We start from the raw sequence: 18,613 nt of genomic DNA on the forward strand, positions 1-18,613 counted from the left end.
GTGCTTATCCTTGCTATCAGCTCACGAACGAATCGTAAGCTGATTGTCTAGACAAACAAAAAACCGCCTTTCGGCGGTCAGATTCTTGAAAAACTATTTATTATCGATCAGCGCGTACACGAACCTTAACCGCCTTACGGGGCACCAGTAGAGTAAGTAGGTTAAGTAAAAATTCTCGCATAACGATTCTGATATTACGCTTATAGTTGTACTCTGTCAAGCTAGTTTCACAAACTTTTTTAAACATGTCGGATTTTTTTGCGGGCAACTTCCACAGCCAGATTCAAAGCGTACTTAGTTTTGTTAACCACTAAGTCTTGGGCGTGCAAATACTCGACATCTTCACCACCAAAGCCGCGCTTGAAGACCGATACCCCATGGAATCTGTGGCTAGCCTCGCCCGCCGGCGCTACCCCCCAGAAGTTATAGCGACTCATGCCGCGCTTTTTGGCCTCACGAATAGCCTGCCACTGAATAAGCGGTGCGCCAGGATACTTGCGGCCTTCAAGAGTGCTGGCACCATAATGATAAGCAGCCTCTTCCCCATAAAATATCACAAATGCTTGGGCCAACAACTTGCCGTCGCGATGTGCGCTATAGAGTTTAGCCATGTCGTGCTCGGCAAAGGTCCTGAATTGCTTCTCTAGAAAGTCATAGCTAAACGGCACAAAACCCTGGCGCTTGGCCGTCTCCATCTGTAGATCATAAAAGGCCTTAAGATCTTGAGGACTCGATGACTGGCTAACTTTTACACATTGCTTGATGGCTTTGCGAATCTCATAGCGGGTTTGCTGACGCATATCTGCCATAATTTCATCTTCGGATTTGCTAAGATCAAGTTGGCTGGTTAACTCGGCTGAGAGGTGCATTGGACTCGGCCGAAAGCCGGCTTGAGCAAAGATAGTTTTCGCAAAGTCATTGCTGATTAACTGCGGTCGAACCCGGACAAATACACACTTTTGATCGTTAATCAGCTGCCGCAGAGATTCAGCCCAGATCCTCACCAGGTTTTGGTTGTGCCAATCTAATATTGGCCCACCAGCAACCGCCATATAGCGTCCACGCCGAGCCGCTTCGGTTACACTCAACATCACACCTGCCAGCTTACTTCCTTCAAAGTAGCCTAGGCGATGTATATTTTTGCCTAGAGATTTGTTAAATTCACCCCAATACCACGATTGTAAAAAATTAGCCTCAGGGTGCTTAGCTAAAAAAGCCTCCCAAACTTTCTCTTCTTCAATTGTTTTAATTGTTATTGCTGGCATTGGTTTATAACTTCGCTTATTTTCTGAGCCAGGCCGGGAGTTATCTGTCTGTGAGTTGGCAGATTAATAATTTGTCTGCACAGCTTCTCGGCATTGGGGCATTGGCCGGTTTTGTAGGTAGTTGCGCTCATATAGCGAGGTGGTGCGATTGGTGTGTCGTACCATGTATCAGTTATATATATGCATTGTTTGGCCAGCTCGGCAAAAACCTTATCGCGATCCTTAACGACTGCTGGGAAGCGCAAGCATGACGATTTAGCAAGTTTACTCGAGGCCAGAAGTTGTACTGAACTATCAAAATTATCTGCATAGACCTTGGCCAAATTCTGACGTCGGCTCAGTTCCGAGGACAAGTCTTTGAACTGGTTTAGGGCGAGCCTGGCCTGCCATGCAGAAATAGCATGACCCTCGTAGTATTCGGCGTCGACCGAGCGCGAAAGCAGACCAAGTTTCTTGAACAAACTGTGCAAGAGTTTTCCTATGCCAAAAATGCCATAAAAAACTCGGACTTTCCAAGTTAGTATTGGGTACAAGCAGTCGCGCATGCGGGCTGAGGCTGGCGGCTTAGACAGCCTAAATTGATCTAGCTTTTGGTATTTGCCGGTGCGAACCACGAGTGCCCCGCCCGACACCGCATCGATCAGCTTATCGCGGCCAAAGCTGAGCATGGCAAAATCACCAACAGTGCCGACTTCGCGCCCATCGGCATATTTGGTTTTAACACCGTGGGCCAAATCTTCGATCAAAACAAGCCCGTGCTCTTTACAAACTTTTTCGATACCGGCAATATCGCACGGCACGCCAAGAGTATTTTGAATGATCACCGCCTTAACTTTTGCATTCTTACTAACAGCTTGCTCAAGTTGAGTTGCAGAGAATTGTAGTCCGCCAGGCTCTATGTCGACAAACTCCGCTTCGCACCCGGCATAAGTCACTGCTCGATAGACCGCATAGCAAGTAAAGCCATTAATTGCAACTGCTGAGCCTTTCGGTAGATCGCTTAATTTGACTGCTAGCTGCAAAGCCTCGCGACCTTTGTATGTCAGTAGCGCCTTACCAGCATAGGTTTTTTCGAGTTCGCCTGTGAGTTCTTGTGTGGCCGTTTTAGAACCAATCCCAAAGAAAGCCCGCCAGATTTCTGAGGCACTATAATTTGAGCCCAGGGAGTTGAAAATGCTCACCTCAACAACTCCAGAATGGTATCGCCAACAATTTCTGGGTTGGTATAGAACGGTGAGTGTCGGCCCTCTTTAATCACTTGGAGCTTTGAGCCCTTGATCTGCTCATGAATTTGTTTACCATCACTCAAAGGGGTTAACTTGTCGTCTTCACCCCAAATAATGGTTGTGGGCACTCTTACTTCTTCAAAATGCAGATTCTTATTGTCACGCTGCAGGTTAACCATGGTCTGCTTCATGTTTTCTGGCGCACGTTCGTAATCATGAGCTCGGCTGGCTTTGTATAGTAGTTTTTTTAGCTTGGGTGAGCGAGTAATCTTCTTGCCGGCTTTGGCAGCAGCTTTAAACATTCGCAGGCGCAGTTTTAGAGTTGCTTGATCGTGGTGTACGCCAGCACTATCTATTAATATGAGTTGTCTAACTCGCTCAGGATTTTGGATTACAAAATTGGCGCATATACGGCCACCATTGGAGTGACCGACTAATACAAATGGCTGCTTGGCTGACTTGGTTTGATCTTTCAGCCAATCAGTATACTTCTGCAAGTCCCAAATCTCTTTAGATGGAGCAGTGAGGCCAGGAACTTTTAGCATGGTGGGCTCAACATCCTTGCTTTTCAGATACGTCATAAGCTTTTCCCACTTACTAAGGTCATAAGCCCAGCCGTGGACAACATAGATTCTTGGCCTCATAGCTATAGTCCCCAAGCCCTTCGGCGTTTTACCCAAACAGCCTCACGTCGGCATAGCTTTGCGGCATCGGCCTTATCTTTTAGTAGGTGCTCAATTACGCCTTCTAAAAAGCGGGTGCCCTTAAATAGAATCGTCTCGCCACCTGTTAGCTCTGACTCTAGTATGTCTAAAACCTCGCGCGGTGTCTTCACAGCAGTGTGTTCGACCTTGAGTTGGGTCAAAACTGGCGAACAGAACTTTTTGCAACGTGGCCCCATAACAATAATCTTATCAAACTTATACTTTGCAATGTCGCGGGCTAACTGCTGGTGCACTTTTTGCTCACTTTCGCCCTGCTCCAAAACGTCGCTAATTACTACCCATTTTTTAGGCACATCGAGGCTAGCAAACATATTCAAGATGGCCTCAGCCGCATCTAACGAGGCGTTGTAGGTGCCGTCTATTAAGGTAGTGTTTTTAATGCCTTTGAAGACTGAGCTGCGACCTGGTGGGGGCAGAAAGTTCTTGAAATCCTTGTCGAACTTAAAGTTAAGGTTGAAACAAAGTATCAAAGTAGCGAGAGCTGATAGGCCAGCCTCCTCAGGAACTAGCGATGGAATGGTAAACTCTTTTGGTAATTGTTTAAAGTTTCCTTCGTGGGTGAATATTGTGGACTCTAGACCTGGCCGGTAGCTAACTATGTTTTTACTAGAAACCAGAATATTCTCTTTTGGCCCCAGTCCGGGTTCACTCTGTTTAGTTATGTCCGGGTTATCTCGATTTAATATTGAAAGCTCCGATGTTGCTCTTAAGATGTGTCCATATTCAAAAGCAATCGCTTGCTCGACATTGTTGAATTTACCGCTTTTAACCAGCTTATCGAAATTCATAGCATGGGTTTGGGTGCTGGATAGCCAAATTACACCATTCGGTCGTAATAGCTCAGCCAAGAACTTACCTTCGCCTGGCCGATCACAATCAACCTCAACCACATAGATACTCTGTTTATGTATGCCCTTGAATGCCTTAAATGGTGCCTTGGAAATTAAACTTAACCACTCTGTCCGTTTCAATTCCTTGCGACTTAGGCCCAAGATATCGAATGGCACACCAAAACTGCTGTTAGCCTTATGCGAGTAGCGAGCCTTGCTGCCTAGCTGCGCCTCAGCCAAATGAAGCATGGTGGTTTTGCCGCTGGAGCCAGTAATCACAAATACTTTTGGGCGCCAGCGCTTTAACTGGATCTTGGCCCAAAAACGAAAATATCGAGCTGCCACAAAATAGAGGCGCTTCTTCAATGGACTCATTGTAGATTCTCCTGCGAGATTCGAAAGCCCAATCGCCGAGTAAGATGGTTGTTTTCTTGCGCCAAAGCATAGCCGTAGCTACGCTGCGAAGTAAAAAATAAGCAGCTTGCTGGCGAGTGGAGTTGCAGACGCAGGAATATCTGTAATGAGTCCATAATAACCATAATTATATACTACTTTCAATTTTGGTATCTGTGACTACAAATGACTGTGTTTTTTGTGCCGCGCCCAGGTTGGACCAACTGCTTTCGGGTTCATATAGGCTCGCCCAAAGCCCGAAACAACTAATACAGTGCCGATTAGCACCACTGGGCTATTCTTAACAAATAGTCCAGCCAGAACTACTAGCACACCTACCCCGGCCAGTAGCCCTGCCACACCCAGCACATAGTCGACATTTCGGCCAAACATGGGGAAGAAGTGGTCTTTCGGGTGAGGCTGACGTTTACCGGTCTCAAGCTGCCAGCCAAACCAAAGCAGCAAAGCTGCCAACAAAAAAATCATAATGGCCGCTATAGCTGTGAACATGCCATTATTATCTCACCCATGGAATAATAGATACAAGCAAAAGAGTTTCTATTAAACCAGCGGGCTGGATGGTGGTGTACCTGCTGAACCGCTAGCAGTGCCTGCAGGGGCTGTGGCGGTTGTGGCCTGGGTATCTTCGGCGGGCTGTTCAAGGTCTAGTTGAGCCAATTCTTGCACGGCCTGTCTATGTTCGTTTGCTGCGTGTACAAGCTCTGAAGCCTGAGTGGCAAACTCCGACTTAACCTTATCCATTTCGGCCTGCAATAGGTCGTTATAGTTTGGCACCACCAGGCTAATGTACTGCCAGGCGGCGGCATCATCGCCTGCTTTTAGAAACTTTTCGAATTCAGCATACTGACTATCACTCATCTGTTTAGACAAAACATCGCTCATGCGAGTTTCTAGTAAATCTGTAATTGCAGCCACAATGGGCTCTTTTTGTTCTGTGTCCAGGTCACTGAGGCCCAACCCTGCTATGATAGCATCGATATTTTCTTGGTTCATCGTTTCTCCTTATGCTTATTCTAACACATCAACGGCTAGCCGGCGGCCCCTTGCTGTTGTTGGCCAGAATTACTTAATCGTTCAGCCCCTTGTCTCAACCCCCTGCCGACACTCTCAGCAACTCTTGCAGCACCACGCATTAACAAGCCAACTGATCGCCTCATAAAGCCCTTGAACACATTGCCTTTCTGACTCAACTGGCTGTTCTCTTTTTCTCTGGTTTTGTTTAAGTTGTCGAGCATTACATCGAGTCGATTTTTGTTCAGTTCGGCTGCCTTCTCTATAGACTTAATTAACTGATCTCTTCGCTCTAATACTCCCTGTATTCGCTCCTGGGTGTCTTGTTTTAGTTGCTCGCCTTGTTTTGCGACCTCTGCCTGTTCGGCCTTAATACCGGCCTTAAACTTATCAGATAGATCCATCTCTCTGGCGTTAGCCAGCATACCCTTCAATGTTTCTGTTTTTTTATCAAGCTTAGCCCGAGCATCGGCGGCCTGCTCTAGAATTTTCGCAATCATTTCTTTGGCCATTCTTTCGACCTGGGCTTTTTGCTGTTCTGCTTTTTCACGGACTCGTTCTTTTTCGGCCTGAATCTCTGCCCTGGCCCTACGCTCCTGTCGTTCCTGGCTCCGTTCCGTGGCGCGCGCCTCTAGTTTTTGGTCTAGATTTTTGTAACTTTCTTGTATGTTTTCGATGGCATTTTTGGCATTGCCCCTTAAGCGCTCGCCTGCTTTTGCACCAAGACCTACACCAGCTAGTAGGGCGTTTTTGCCAGCCTCTTTAAGTCTAGGTAAAATGTTACGTCCTCGTTCAGTTAAGTTAGCCTTGGCCTCCTTGGCCTTATCTTTTGCTGACTGCAAAACCTCGCTTCCTTTATTGCGGATAGCTTCTCGCTTTTCGGCGACAGACTTTTTAGCGTTCTCGTATTTTTCCTTGCCTGCGCTGCCCAGTCTCTCAGCAGCGTTACGCCCCTGCTCTGCAGTGCGGCCCATAAACCTTTTTAGCTCAATGCCCTTGGCTGTCAACTGCCCTTTAGCGAACTCGGCAGATGTACTCAAATTTTGTCGAAATTCAGAGGCCTTTTTTGTAAAGGCCTCGGACTTAGCCTTAACAAATTCACCGCTAGCCTGTCTGGCACCTCCAAGCATTTCTTTGGCGCCGCTTTTAATCAAGTCCTTGCCAAGACCTACTCTTTCTTGGCCACTCATACCATTCTCGGCCCGATTGGCACTTGCAATAGATTTTAGATCTTCGAGCGTGCCAGGTTTATATGACGACTCGGATCCTTTTGCTGGGCTTCTTGTTTCTGCAGGCATATTAGTAAATATTAGCTAAAACCACTATACCATAAGCATTATGAGACATAAATAACGCTTAAGGCTTAACGACAGGCCAGCGAAAGTTAGGATTAGCTTTGATCAGACTAGACCATTGCCAAACGGCTTGCAGCCACAGCCTACGCTCGACCACCTTGATTCTTTCGTGCAAACTATCGACGGTATCACCACGCAAAACTTTAACCTCTTCTTGAAACAAATAGGGCTGGCCATCGACATCGGCACTAGCTACGTGAATAGTGGTGCCCGAAACTTTAACTTTGTCCTTAATTTGTGGGGGCACTGCATGGCCTATGCCCTTATAAGCTGGCAATAATGCCGGATGGCTGTTGAGTACTCTGCCGTAAAAGTTTTTTGGAGTAAAGAAAGAGGCATCAAGAATTGTATCCCAACCCGCCAATATAGCCCCGTCTACCTTATTTTTATGCAAAACTTCAGCAACCGCCTTAGTGAATGCTTTGCGGTCCAGTTTGGCTTTTTTAGGTATGTAACCATAATCTTGCCGGCTCACTACAACAGCCTTAACTTCGTGTTTTGGCGCAACTTTATCAACTGCCTTGCACGGCTGATCGGCAACCATAAGCTTAACTGGCAATCCGGCTTTTAATATGGCGTCAGCCAGGGTGCCACTGCCACTTACTAACACTGCAAACTTTGGCTGGTACTTAGACATTAAACTCCAACTTCTCGCCCTTGTTGTAGTAACCGGTGCTGGTTATAGTTAGACCTTTTTGTGGCACCACCTCACCAATAACTTTGGCCTTCAATTTATGGCTTTTAGCTATTTCGATGGCTTTATCTGGCTCGGGCGTAACTATCACCATCCCCTGGCCCATGTGCCACGTGCGGTAAGCCTCGCGATCGCTCACGCCGCCCAGTTGCTGACAATGTAACATTAGCTCAACTGGTGTATACGGATCGTATATAGCAGCACCCAGGCCACTTGGCCTTAGAGCCCGCTCCAGTTTAGATGGCAAGCCACCACCCGTAACATTGGCTAGGGCATGTAGTCCGGCTTTGGCTGGGTTAGTTTTTTGCCAACCCCCAGACATATCTACAACTGCGGCCGAATAGATAGTTGAAGGCGCCAGTGCCAAATCAATTAGCTTCTTGCCCCTCAGCCTTTTCTTGTGCCAGTCTGGCCCGACTTTGCTGTTAAGGATTTTGCGAATCAACGATATGCCATTCGAGCGCAGGCTGGTTTCTTGCAAACCCACGATGGCGTCACCTGGCTTAACCTTGTGGCCGGTAATTAGTTTGCTCTTATGCGCAAACCACACCAGCGCCGCACCCCAGTTCAAGCTAAAATCTTTGCTCGCCCCCACACGATTACCGAGCTGGGCAATTTCGCCATTCACGATGGCCACATTGGCGGCCTTGGCGGCTTTTACATAGCCTTCCGTAAGTTGTTTAACATAAATCAAGCGGCTGTCGTCTTCGCCCAGGGTATTTACGTCGATTATAGAGCCGGCTATCACTGGCTCACCGCCACGAATCACAGCGTCGTCGCAAACCATAGCTAACAAATCAAAGGCCAAGGTATCGTAGCGTTTGGCTTTGTCGGCAAACTCAGCCTTGGTGCCCACGCCGTCGAAACCTAGGTTCATTAAGGTGCCCGCCGGCAATTTGCCAGCATCAATAGCCCGAATGCCCGAAAAGTCATCGAACGGCAATACAACTTCGCCTAAGATTCCCTCTCGGTTTCTCCAGGTTTTGCGCGCTGCTTTGTACAGCAGCTCGGCAGCTTTTTCTTCGACATCTACATCTACCCCCGCTCCGGCGTAAGTCATACGCTTCATAATCGTTATTGTAACTTAAAACTTCGACTTAATATAGTTCATACCGATTGCTCTAAACAAAGGGTTGAAATTGCTAGTAATTGCTTTTTGACCATTCACAAAACTAACAATTGTGTGGAAGTAAATGTTTGGCAAACTTGGATCGTTGGCCGACCTAACTCTCATCTCAGCTGTGAAGGCGATGGTGGCTGGAATCACTTTCTCCTCATCAGCATTTATAAAAACTCGCTTGCTGCTAATGAGTTTGTTTACCTCGACCTTATCGCCTCGATTCAAAGCTCATGCCAACTTTTGAGCATTCGGCCAAATCTTCGACCATGCCAAGACCATTAACTATATGGTTATGAATTTTCTTGTCGCTACCGGTGTAAATAGCAGCACCGAAGTCAGCAATAATGCCAGTGCGTTGCCAAAAAGGCGACACGTGAAACAGCCCTACGGTTTCTTTTTCGAAGTTGTACTTTGGACTTGGCCAATACTTCTCAGGCCGTAGGCTATCAAAACGCGTTCTTTCGTATTTCTCGCCTGGGTTGCCAAACAACACGACCACACCATTTGGTGGTGGGTCGTACCAACCTTTCGATGCACTTTTAATTTTATCTAGACCCGAAATAATCCCTTTTGCGGCTCGGGATTCGCTTTTGCCTTCGGCTCGACTTAAAGCATCAGCAACAATACTCGATGCTTGCTTGCGTAGTTCTAGGCAGCTTTGGATTGCATTCATTGTGGCCATTGTAGCGCAAAAAATAATTCCCAAAAAGCACTCGGGCCCGGGGACGAATCCCCGGGCCCTACTCGGATTTTGATTGAACCAGTGGCGCTACCGATTGCGATGATCCCGAGACTCTCGGTCCACATCAAGGCCGATTACATCAACCAGGTGGTCGGGATCTAGAACAATGGACGATAGGCCAGCAGGATTGATACGAACCCCTTCGTCGGTTGCTGAAACAGCTTCGATCCAAGCCAGATTCCGGCTCAGAATGACCACAGAACCCACCTTGAGATCAGCGGCCCTGATGCTTTCTTGGGTGAGCACCATTTCGTCGTGGGATGTCCACCGCTTACCACAGCTTGTGCACTGTCTACGACGGCGCTTGTGACCATCGGCGGTTCTTCGTGTCTCGAGCACATTCGACACCGTCTGGCAGTTGGGACAGAACCTATCTAGCACAACTTTCATCTCACCCCATCCTCAGAGTCGAGTGTCTGGTTCGAGCCAGATCACATAGTTGATGTTCTTGATCTGTGCACCCCTAGCTTCGTGAAGAGCACGTGATTTCGTGTTCCACCCCCACACATTGGTCTCGATCGAATCGATACCTAGTGTGCGAAAGTGCTTCTTGGTGGCTTCCACCATGGCCTTGCCCACTCCCTGCCGGCGCTTGACTGGTCGAACCCATTCGGCTTCGATGTAGCCGTAGTCATGATCGGGCCAACCGGGCTTGTCGCGAGTGTGATGCACTGAGAGGTGGATAATGCCGACAGCTTTGTCTTCTAGAAAAGCCAACAGCAACCACTGTTCGGGGTCGGCCAGCACCTCGCGCACGTACGCTTCGTCACGCGGCCTGGCTGGCGGTGCTTGCCATGGTTCACACTGCAACACGTGCCAGTCAGCGAAGTCGGTCAGTAAGCGCGAACACAGCAAGATCGTGGCCTGCGACGCATCGCGCGGCACTTCTTCTACCTTGATAGCCATTTGTCTCACCCTCCCTTGGCAAGAAAGGTGAGGGACGTTCCATCTCACCTCCCCGCTCCCATACAGAGAGGCGAGATGGAATCGCACTTATTTAAACATGTGTAAACAAGAATAGAAAGCTTGAGCTTTCTATAAATAATAACTTATGGTGGAGCTAGCCGGGCTCGAACCGGCGACCTCTTGCATGCCATGCAAGCGCTCTGGCCAACTGAGCTATAGCCCCTCAATAGCAACTAATTTTAACCTGAAAATCGCCAAAAATCAACTAGAATAGCTTAAACAGCATATTTATGCCATACACTATCAGCACCAGAATTAGGGTGGCGGCAGCAAAGCCAATAAAAAAGCCAAATCCCAACCTAAAACCATCCCTATAGCTAAGCCTAGCTGGGTTTTCGATCTCGGCAGTTTTGATCTCTTTCTTAAAAAAGTCGTCGGCTTTTTTGGCTCGTTTGTCTTTGGATTCGTCCATACTAGTTAAGTATAAAGTATGATGGATGAAGTATAAAGTTTATTGTTCGAACCTGCCTGCCGGCAGGTAGGCGAAGTGAGAACTAATAGTTCTCGATAAACCTCGAACGGTAAAGATCCAGATCCTGAATCAAGTTCAGGATGACAAAGAGGAGGGGTTTTGGCGAGCCACCAAAACTACGTTCTTAGGCCCGCGCTTTAGAATTCTATAGTCACCAAAAACCTTCTTCATCTGTCTGGCCACCCAGGGTTTAAGCCGAGCCTCCACCACCATCACCAGCGCACCACCGTCGTTTAATCGCTCCTTGGCCTCGGCAATCATGGTATCGACTACTTCTCTGCCACGGTGGGTGGGTGGATTGCTAGCAATCAGGTCAAATCTTTGCTCGGAATCGAGCTCATCGTAGCTATGGCTAGCCACGACCTCAAGGTTTTCGATATGGTTTTGAGCCACATTGGCCTTGGTAGCCTTAACGGCGGCAATGTCGCTATCGAGCGCGACAACCTTAGATTCTGGTTTGAGCTTGGCCATATACAGTCCAATCGCGCCCCAGCCACAGCCCCAATCGAGAGCGGTCGAATAGTCAAATTTATTCAGTGATTCCAGCAACAGCCGAGTCCCCTGATCCAAACTCTTGGGCGAAAACAGATCGGGCTCGGCCTGGGCAATTATATAGATACCACTTACACTAATCTCTACCATTCCAGTTCGTGCTCCCCAATCTTGATTTTGGCACCAGGCTGACCGCCAAGGCGGCGAATCTGCCCCAACACGCCTTTGCGATCTAGGATGTGTCGCAGCCGTTGTACGGCTTGGTATTGCGAGAAGTTGGTGCGATTGGCAAAGCCCTCGAGCTCGGTGCCCGCTACCACAAACACATCGTCTTTGGCGTGTACACCCCAAGCCTTGGATTCATCGAGCCGTATGACCGGAATCTCTTCTTCAGAAATTTCGGTTTTGGCGTTAAGTTTTTGCAGCATTTGGTTGGTCGCACGCAATAGTTCCTGAACACCTTTGCCAGCCACTGAAGATATGCAAAGTACTTCGGTCCTTTTGAGCTTGGTAGCTTTAATAAATTCAGCCAGCTTTTTATCGACATCAGCTTTCGGCATACTCTCACACTTAGTTACAACTACAATTTGGGGTTCACGACTTAGATCTATCGCATAGCCAGATAGTTCTTTTTGAATCGTCTGGTAATCTTTGGCTAAATCTTCGCCGTTAATGTCAATCAAATGCAGTAGCAGCCGGGTGCGCTCCACGTGGCGCAAAAACTCATCACCCAAGCCCTTACCTTGGCTAGCACCTTCAATTAGGCCGGGAATATCAGCCACCAAGAAGCTACGCTCATCAACATCAACAACACCCAAGTTGGGCACCAAGGTAGTGAATGGATAATTGGCAATCTCGGGCTTGGCGTTACTGATTACCGACAGCAGAGTTGACTTACCAGCATTGGGCAGGCCTACCAAACCAACGTCGGCCACCAGCTTGAGCTCGAGCTTGAGCTGCTTGGCTTCGCCGCTCTCGCCTAGTTCGGCCATTTTGGGCGCTTGTCGCACCGAACTTTTGAAGTGAGCATTACCAAAGCCGCCGCGGCCACCAAAAGCCACAATGGCTTCGTCGCCATCGGCGGCTAAATCGGCAACTTGTTTTTCGCCGTTAAAAATCACTGTACCAGGTGGCACTGGCAACACCACATCGCCACCATTTTTGCCGTGACTGCGGCTAGGTCCGCCTTGGCCGCCATCGGTGGCCGCCCAGAGCTTGGAGCTACGGTATTTTGCCAAGGTGTTGGTGTTATGATCGGCTCGCAACACCACATTGCCACCATCACCACCATCACCACCATCGGGGCCCCCTTTTGGATTCCCGCGTGTACGCCAAAAACTCAGGCGGCCGTTGCCGCCGTTGCCCGCCTTAACTTTGACTGTAGCTACATCTGTAAACATGCTTGACATTGTAGCATAAAAGTAGGATAATCTGCAAGACTCTAGGGAACCGCTCTAGATCCGTTCTTGCCCTTTAGGAGGCAGCAACATGCAGTCCATAAAGAGAGGCTTCGGGACTGAGGTCAAAGTGCTTCGGTGGGAAGACTTGCCCTGGATCGACCAGGTAACGCCTGGGAAATTCAGCTGGCTCAAGAGTTTCGGTGGTGAGGACGTGCGAACCGGCCAGTTACTGCCTCTAGGCAGTGATCTGGTCGCTCTGCTAATGACTACACCACTGGTCATAGCCGTCGACATAACGCAAGACCCCAACAACCTTTCCATAAGGTTCGGGGTCAAGATCGAGGGTCGGGGTGTCTATACCGCTAAGGACAGTGGCTTTCCATTGATCGAGGACTCGATCGATGAGGCCATCGCGATCGTTGAACTGTTCGGCGAATCTGGTCGGTTGGAGGCTTACGTCACCGAGAATCCAGCGACATCGGCCGAAAAGTGGGTAGGAGCTTACGCCGCCAGCAACGAGTCCGCTCGGCAAGGGGCTCAAGGATGGCGCCATGGGTAGCACCGAAGTCGGCGACCGCTGGAAGGAGTTCGTGCGCGGATCTCTCGCCCCCATCGTTCGCGATGAGGCGCGTATCTCCGACCCGGAGTCCATTCGGCAAGTTCTGACTGGGGCCTTGGCCCCGCTCCGGCGAGCCGTCGAAATCGTGCCCGGCCCCTACCTGGTGGCACCAAGTGTTATCGAGGGTCTAGTTCGGACCTACATCACAACAGGCTCGATAGACCCGCTCCTCGAGGAGCTCTCACCCCGAGGATGAGCTACAAGCCCACCCAACCCGCCCCCGAAAGGGTTCGCAACCAAGCGAGCCCCTTTGGGGGCTTTCGCGTTTTACCAACTTTTGTAGCCAAAAAAGAGCCCCGGACTTTTCGCAAGGGCTCTTTGTTTTTTTGTTTTACTTTAATAAATGTATAAGAATTGACTAGCTGGGGCTGTACGCCAGGTTACGCGGTTCCAAGCACCATTAAAGTTCATCTCCGATACAGTTATAGTGCCGTCACCATTAACCGATTCCACATAGGCTACATGGTTGATGTTTCTTTGATCCCAGGCTATTGCGCCTGCACGAGGTGCGCTACCAGTAGCAAAGCCACTGGCCCCCGCCCGGCCATACCAATACCGAGCATCACCCCAGCCATTTGGTACATTGCGGCGACTGGCTACATAGTAGGTACAATAACCATATGCGTAGCCATTGTTCAAGCTACCGCTGCCGCTTAGGCTAGGTAGGGTAATCTTGCTAGCAAAGGTGGGGGCTGGTGTGGCTGTAGCTGGAGCTGACGCAGCAACTAAAGCTGGGGCAGCTTGAATTACGCCATCGGGGATTATCAACTGAACACCAGCCAACGGAGCCTTGCCCTCAAGGTTGTTGTAGCTATCGATCATGGCAGCATTGGCTTGATATTTGGCTGCTAGCTGGCCAATGTCTTCGCCGCCAGTAGCAGTTAGCAATACGCCATTAACCGGCAAGATGGTTAACTTATCGCCAGGCTTAACACTATTTTCATCACTTATACCATTGACCCACTTAAGGGTGTTGCTAGTAATGTTAAACTTTTGAGCCAGGCTACTGAGGGTATCGCCATCTTTAACAGTATAAGAACTAATGGTCCGCGGACCCTCGGCGGTGAGAACTGGAGATTTCTTGGTCAAGAAATCATCGGCGGCAGTATTTAGAGCCACCTGAGAGTTCATATCTTGGGCTTTTTGACTAACGGCTTGAGCAACCACACCCTGGCTATCGGCCGCCAAAACTGCACCAGTGGCAATCTCGGAGCTTTGGTCGCCAGAACCAACGTTTTGCCCACCCGATGTAATCAAAGCCAGCTTGGGCTGGGTGGCGACTTTGCCTACCAACACCAATGCCAAAGCTAGGCCAAGCAGACTAGAGTGAACACCTAGACGTAAAACTATTGATTTTTTTTCGGTCTTATTAAATACGAGCGAGCGAACTCGGTCGCGTAATTTTTTCTTGGCTTGTGTATATGTGGCCGGTTGTTGGCCAGAGCTTTGAGTTTTTGTTTGAGAAAAGGTTTGGAACTGCCCCACACCTACGAATGACTCGCGGCGCACTTCAAGAGGCAAACCGAGGACTTTTCTACTAATAAAGAACTCCTTTTTCTCGGTAAGCGAGAATTTTGACTGTTGGTTTATCTGTCTCCACCATATCAGCGGACCGGAGATGTTCGACCTTTTATAAGTTAAGATCTCCTGATCTGATAAGTACCAGCAGGCAACATTATTTTTGGATTTAGTTACACCACTCCACACTTCGGATAATGGTTATCCTTAACAATGGTACGTTGTGTAGTCTAGCATGCACCAAATGAGGCGTCAACTAGATTATTTTGCCTTTGTAAAAGCCAAAATGTTAGTTGTTCAGGTATTTTTCAATATTGGCTTGATGTTGGGCGTTAGTTGTGGCAAAACGAATATTGCCCTGTTGGTCAGCCAAAAAGAATAGATAGTCGGATTGAGCAGGATTCATAGCGGCCTCAATAGCATCTAGGCTGGGATTGTTTATGGGTGCTGGCGGCAAGCCAGGTGCTAAATAGGTATTGTAAGGAGAATTCACTCGCAAATCGCCGGGGCTGGTGGTTTTCTTGCCGGTAGCATAGTTTACGGTCACATCACTTTGCAGCTTCATGCCGACCTTTAGCCGATTGTAGAAAACCCCGGCTACCATTTTGCGATCCTGCGAGGTATTGGCCTCTTTTTCGATAATCGAAGCTAGAGTTAGTATCTGATTGGGGCTAAGGTTTTGGGGCCGACTACCCTGCAAGACCGACCAGGCCTGATCTGAAAAAGCCTGCAACATCTGTTGTACCAAGCCTGCAGCCGGGGTGCCGTATATTACCTTATAAGTAGCCGGAAACAGATAGCCTTCGAGGTTGCCGGCCGGCACTGTGCCGCTTAAGAAGTTAAAATTGTAAGCTTGGCGGGTGGCACTAACAAAGTCCTGGCGCGAGCCTAAGCCCGCTGCTTGCCACCTGTTAGCCAGCTCTTCGATGGTTAGGCCCTCTGGAAAAGTCAGCTTAATAATTGCTATCTGGCCACGGCTTAGCATAGTCGCCAGCTGATACATATTGGTTCCTGGCTGAATCAGATACGGGCCGGGCTTGATGCGCCCGCGGGCGGGGCCTAGGTTTAGCATTATCTCCAGCAACCACGGGTTAGCTATCAGCTTTTGTTGGAACAGATTGCTGGCTATCTTAGAGCTGGAATCACCCTCATTAACTGTAACCAAGGTCTTGCCCGTCCGCTGGCCAGCGGATTCGGCCCCGTAAGGCTGCGTTAGTTGCCAGCCCGCCAATGCAACGAGTCCGAGTAAAAACAGGCTAAAAAGCACCGCTATAGCGGCCAAAAGCACAAATATGGGCCTGGGCTTTGAATTTTTAGATTTTTCAACTTGTTTCATGTAAATAATACTCCAGTATTGCCTGGGCGGCCAAAGCGTTGCGTTGCTGCTTTTGCTTATGCAAAGGCAATCTTTTATCTATTTGTTCGTCAGCCGCCTGACTGCTCATAAATTCATCTTGCATAACTACCGGCCGGCCAAACTGCCTTAAACCTGAGGCAAAACTCTCGGCTAGGTTGGTTTGAGCAGTGTTATTGGCCTCTATATTACGCGGTCGGCCCACCACCAGTACATCTGGATTAAACCTATCGAGCAAGTGTTTAACTTGGGGCCGAACATCTTGTTTGGCATTAATATTGCCCAAAGAATCGGCCGTGGCTTCACCAGCTCGGCTCAGGGCTACGCCTATCCAGACCAAGCCATGATCGAAGGCTAGCTCACAGGCTGCAATCTTTTTTGAATTAACCATACTTAATTAGTTGTTTTAGCCGCTGGTGTCGGCAATTATTTCAACCTTTATACGGCTCGAGAAAAACGGCATGTTGGGGTCGAGCGCTGGAGTAGTCTCAACCTGTACATTGGTGGTCTGTGGGTATTGTGACTTAACCTTATCGGACACGTCTTTCTTGGCTTTGCCGGCGGCGTCTTTGGCCACTTGGGTGGTATCGATAGTGTCACCATAGTAAGCGCTGGTGTCGGCTGTAAGCTGAACCCGACTATCGCCCACCAGCTTGGCATTTGTGTATCTGGCATCGGCTCGGCCATTTTGATAAATCTGGGTGCCACCAGGAATCTTAGTCTTTACCTGAGCATCGAATAGGCCATCGAGGTCTTTGTTGTTGGCTGCAAAGACTGTGTAGGCTACCTTAATATTGAGCGTGCCCGAACCAGCCTCGGCCCCAACGGCTGCCGAGGGTTGCGAGTTTACCACTGTAGCCCTATACGAATCGCTTAAGACGGTTTGTTGGTTGCTGGCCTTACTGGCAACCTCTTGTTTGTTGCCACTTTCGGCTTGGGCTAGAGCCGTTTTTTGAGCGTTGGCAATATCGTCGGCCGTTACCACAGTTACGGTTTTGCTACTGCCGCCACTGGTGGAGCCGCTAGCGCCAATGCCACCATAGCCCGAGACTGCAAAGGTAGCCGAGCTCATATTGTAGCTGTCGCCATTTTGGGTAGCTGTAATGTTGCCATTGGCCGAACCGGCTACAATACTGCCGCCTTGCACTGTGGCTCCCGGCACGTTTACAGTCGAATCAAGGCTAAAATTCTTGCCACCCGAGCTCAAAACGGTGCCGGCTGAAATTGTAACCGAGTTCGAGCTGTTAGCATTAGTAAACTTAACCTGCCCGCTAGCCTTACTGCCAACGTCCTTTTTGCCGGTGGCATCATAGGTAGCGCTTAAGTCTTTATTGGCCTCGAGCTTTTGGGCAGCAATTTGGCCAGCTGCAAAGTTACTTTGGCTGGTACCCGAATCGGCCGTAAATTGAAAACTAACTGGCGTTTTGTTGGCCTTGGCAGTAAGAATAACCTTACCGGTCGGCAAAAACACGTAGGCCAGAATTAGTAGCAAGAATACCGCGGCAATACCCACACCTACCAAAATCTTCTTATTGAGCTTGTCGAATTTAGGGACTTTTACCTTCTTGCCGCTGGGCGGAGCCTGCACACTGCGATCTTTGCTTAGTCGCTTGCGAACAATGCCGCCACTGGCAGTGGCCGTAGCCTCGCCAGCATCAGCTGCAGAACTTGGCTCAGGTTCGGGCTCGGGCCCATTAATCTCAATTGGCTCGTTGCTAGCTGTAGCAGCCTCGGGAGCCTCGGGTACCGCCGCCTCGGCTTTAACGCTGCTGGCTACGGCCACACCTAGGGCACCAGCGAGGCCAAGGGTGGTTTTATCGCCACTTACCAGTACCAACTTTTTATTGTGGTCGCTGGCGGCTTTTTTGAGCAGCTTTAAATTTACGGCGCTTTGTAAGATGCTCGAACGAGCCGGGGCCACCAAGCGAACCTCGTCGGCTTTGGCGGCTTTGAGCTTATCGATAGCCTCGGTTATTTCACTGTCGGTGTCTAGATAGAGTACTTCTGGAGGGTTCATTGCAAAACCTCATTGAGTTTCGAAAAAGCTAGTAGATTGCTTGCCTGGGTGGTTTTATTGTGCCAAACCATAGCCGTAGCTACGGTGCGAAGCAAAAAATTGCTCAGGCACAATCTAATAGTTTTGTAGATCGATGTGGTTTTGGGATGAGCCCTATGCATAGATACATTCATTATAGCGCAAAATGGCTAAGGTTAAAGGTTTGGAGAGCTTGAGATACAAAACTTTGAGATTGGTAATTCGTGACATTCCAGGGTATTGTTAACGTGTTGGTACAAAAGTTAATGTTTTTGTAAGAAATTCCAGGGGCGAGTCAAATAATTGGGGTGAGGAAAAACGAGCACAGAATTCACTCACATAGTCCGAAGCCGTGTCTGGTGTTATGTGATGGTA

The 18,613-nt window shown here is 48.9% G+C and carries 20 protein-coding genes and 1 tRNA gene; 1 reads left to right on the forward strand and 20 read right to left on the reverse strand.

The window, feature by feature from the left end:
• Positions 1-239: 239 nt before the first annotated feature.
• The 16 genes from HYX70_05140 to obgE all read right to left on the reverse strand — a co-directional run bounded on the left by HYX70_05140 (position 240) and on the right by obgE (position 12,712).
• Positions 240-1,265 carry a peptidoglycan bridge formation glycyltransferase FemA/FemB family protein gene (locus tag HYX70_05140; protein MBI2798639.1) on the reverse strand — a complete coding sequence of 342 codons (1,026 nt, stop codon included), beginning with the start codon at positions 1,263-1,265 and terminating at the stop codon, positions 240-242.
• Entirely contained in the window at positions 1,253-2,446 is a 1,194-nt protein-coding gene (locus tag HYX70_05145) for a DegT/DnrJ/EryC1/StrS aminotransferase family protein (protein MBI2798640.1), read from the reverse strand. The genes HYX70_05140 and HYX70_05145 overlap by 13 nt, the downstream gene beginning before the upstream one ends.
• A complete protein-coding gene (locus tag HYX70_05150) occupies positions 2,443-3,135 on the reverse strand; it encodes an alpha/beta hydrolase (protein MBI2798641.1) in 693 nt (230 codons plus the stop codon). Before HYX70_05150 ends, HYX70_05145 begins: the two co-directional genes overlap by 4 nt.
• A 2-nt stretch (positions 3,136-3,137) precedes the next feature.
• A complete protein-coding gene (locus HYX70_05155) occupies positions 3,138-4,412 on the reverse strand; it encodes a hypothetical protein (GenBank protein MBI2798642.1) in 1,275 nt (424 codons plus the stop codon).
• A 207-nt stretch (positions 4,413-4,619) separates the two neighbouring features.
• Positions 4,620-4,949, reverse strand: coding sequence for a hypothetical protein (locus HYX70_05160; GenBank protein ID MBI2798643.1), 330 nt, complete (start codon positions 4,947-4,949; stop codon positions 4,620-4,622).
• Between the two features lie 51 nt (positions 4,950-5,000).
• Positions 5,001-5,453, reverse strand: coding sequence for a hypothetical protein (locus tag HYX70_05165; protein MBI2798644.1), 453 nt, complete (start codon positions 5,451-5,453; stop codon positions 5,001-5,003).
• A 35-nt stretch (positions 5,454-5,488) separates the two neighbouring features.
• Positions 5,489-6,769, reverse strand: a complete 1,281-nt coding sequence (locus tag HYX70_05170) for a hypothetical protein (protein ID MBI2798645.1) — start codon at positions 6,767-6,769, stop codon at positions 5,489-5,491.
• A 58-nt stretch (positions 6,770-6,827) separates the two neighbouring features.
• Positions 6,828-7,463, reverse strand: coding sequence for a phosphoribosylglycinamide formyltransferase (locus HYX70_05175; protein MBI2798646.1), 636 nt, complete (start codon positions 7,461-7,463; stop codon positions 6,828-6,830).
• On the reverse strand, positions 7,456-8,589 hold the full coding sequence (locus HYX70_05180) for a hypothetical protein (protein ID MBI2798647.1): 1,134 nt from the start codon (positions 8,587-8,589) through the stop codon (positions 7,456-7,458). The genes HYX70_05175 and HYX70_05180 overlap by 8 nt, the downstream gene beginning before the upstream one ends.
• Before the next feature lie 15 nt (positions 8,590-8,604).
• On the reverse strand, positions 8,605-8,865 hold the full coding sequence (locus HYX70_05185; GenBank protein MBI2798648.1) for a hypothetical protein: 261 nt from the start codon (positions 8,863-8,865) through the stop codon (positions 8,605-8,607).
• Entirely contained in the window at positions 8,849-9,313 is a 465-nt protein-coding gene (locus HYX70_05190) for a hypothetical protein (protein MBI2798649.1), read from the reverse strand. The genes HYX70_05185 and HYX70_05190 overlap by 17 nt, the downstream gene beginning before the upstream one ends.
• 471 nt (positions 9,314-9,784) lie before the next feature.
• A complete protein-coding gene (locus HYX70_05195; GenBank protein ID MBI2798650.1) occupies positions 9,785-10,288 on the reverse strand; it encodes a GNAT family N-acetyltransferase in 504 nt (167 codons plus the stop codon).
• A 146-nt stretch (positions 10,289-10,434) separates the two neighbouring features.
• Positions 10,435-10,511: transfer RNA gene (locus HYX70_05200), tRNA-Ala, on the reverse strand.
• A gap of 42 nt (positions 10,512-10,553) precedes the next feature.
• Positions 10,554-10,760, reverse strand: coding sequence for a hypothetical protein (locus HYX70_05205; GenBank protein MBI2798651.1), 207 nt, complete (start codon positions 10,758-10,760; stop codon positions 10,554-10,556).
• Between the two features lie 135 nt (positions 10,761-10,895).
• Positions 10,896-11,462, reverse strand: coding sequence for a class I SAM-dependent methyltransferase (locus tag HYX70_05210; GenBank protein ID MBI2798652.1), 567 nt, complete (start codon positions 11,460-11,462; stop codon positions 10,896-10,898).
• Positions 11,456-12,712 carry a GTPase ObgE gene (gene obgE, locus HYX70_05215; GenBank protein MBI2798653.1) on the reverse strand — a complete coding sequence of 419 codons (1,257 nt, stop codon included), beginning with the start codon at positions 12,710-12,712 and terminating at the stop codon, positions 11,456-11,458. The genes HYX70_05210 and obgE overlap by 7 nt, the downstream gene beginning before the upstream one ends.
• Positions 12,713-12,839: 127 nt before the next feature.
• On the opposite strand from obgE, the gene HYX70_05220 reads away from it, so the two are divergent.
• Positions 12,840-13,271, forward strand: a complete 432-nt coding sequence (locus tag HYX70_05220) for a hypothetical protein (GenBank protein ID MBI2798654.1) — start codon at positions 12,840-12,842, stop codon at positions 13,269-13,271.
• A gap of 396 nt (positions 13,272-13,667) precedes the next feature.
• On the opposite strand, the gene HYX70_05225 is transcribed toward HYX70_05220, so the two are convergent.
• The 4 genes from HYX70_05225 to HYX70_05240 all read right to left on the reverse strand — a co-directional run bounded on the left by HYX70_05225 (position 13,668) and on the right by HYX70_05240 (position 18,220).
• Positions 13,668-15,038 (reverse strand): LysM peptidoglycan-binding domain-containing protein, encoded by a 1,371-nt coding sequence (locus tag HYX70_05225; protein MBI2798655.1) that lies wholly within the window; start codon positions 15,036-15,038, stop codon positions 13,668-13,670.
• A gap of 100 nt (positions 15,039-15,138) precedes the next feature.
• Complete coding sequence (gene mltG, locus HYX70_05230; GenBank protein MBI2798656.1) at positions 15,139-16,185, reverse strand: endolytic transglycosylase MltG; 1,047 nt, start codon at positions 16,183-16,185, stop codon at positions 15,139-15,141.
• Positions 16,172-16,594: a Holliday junction resolvase RuvX gene (ruvX, locus tag HYX70_05235; GenBank protein ID MBI2798657.1), complete on the reverse strand. Its 423-nt coding sequence runs from the start codon at positions 16,592-16,594 to the stop codon at positions 16,172-16,174. Before ruvX ends, mltG begins: the two co-directional genes overlap by 14 nt.
• A 15-nt stretch (positions 16,595-16,609) precedes the next feature.
• A complete protein-coding gene (locus tag HYX70_05240) occupies positions 16,610-18,220 on the reverse strand; it encodes a hypothetical protein (protein ID MBI2798658.1) in 1,611 nt (536 codons plus the stop codon).
• Positions 18,221-18,613 lie beyond the last annotated feature (393 nt).

It is taken from the genome of Candidatus Saccharibacteria bacterium (assembly GCA_016191105.1).
Classification (GTDB): domain Bacteria; phylum Patescibacteriota; class Saccharimonadia; order CAILAD01; family BJGX01; genus JACPPH01.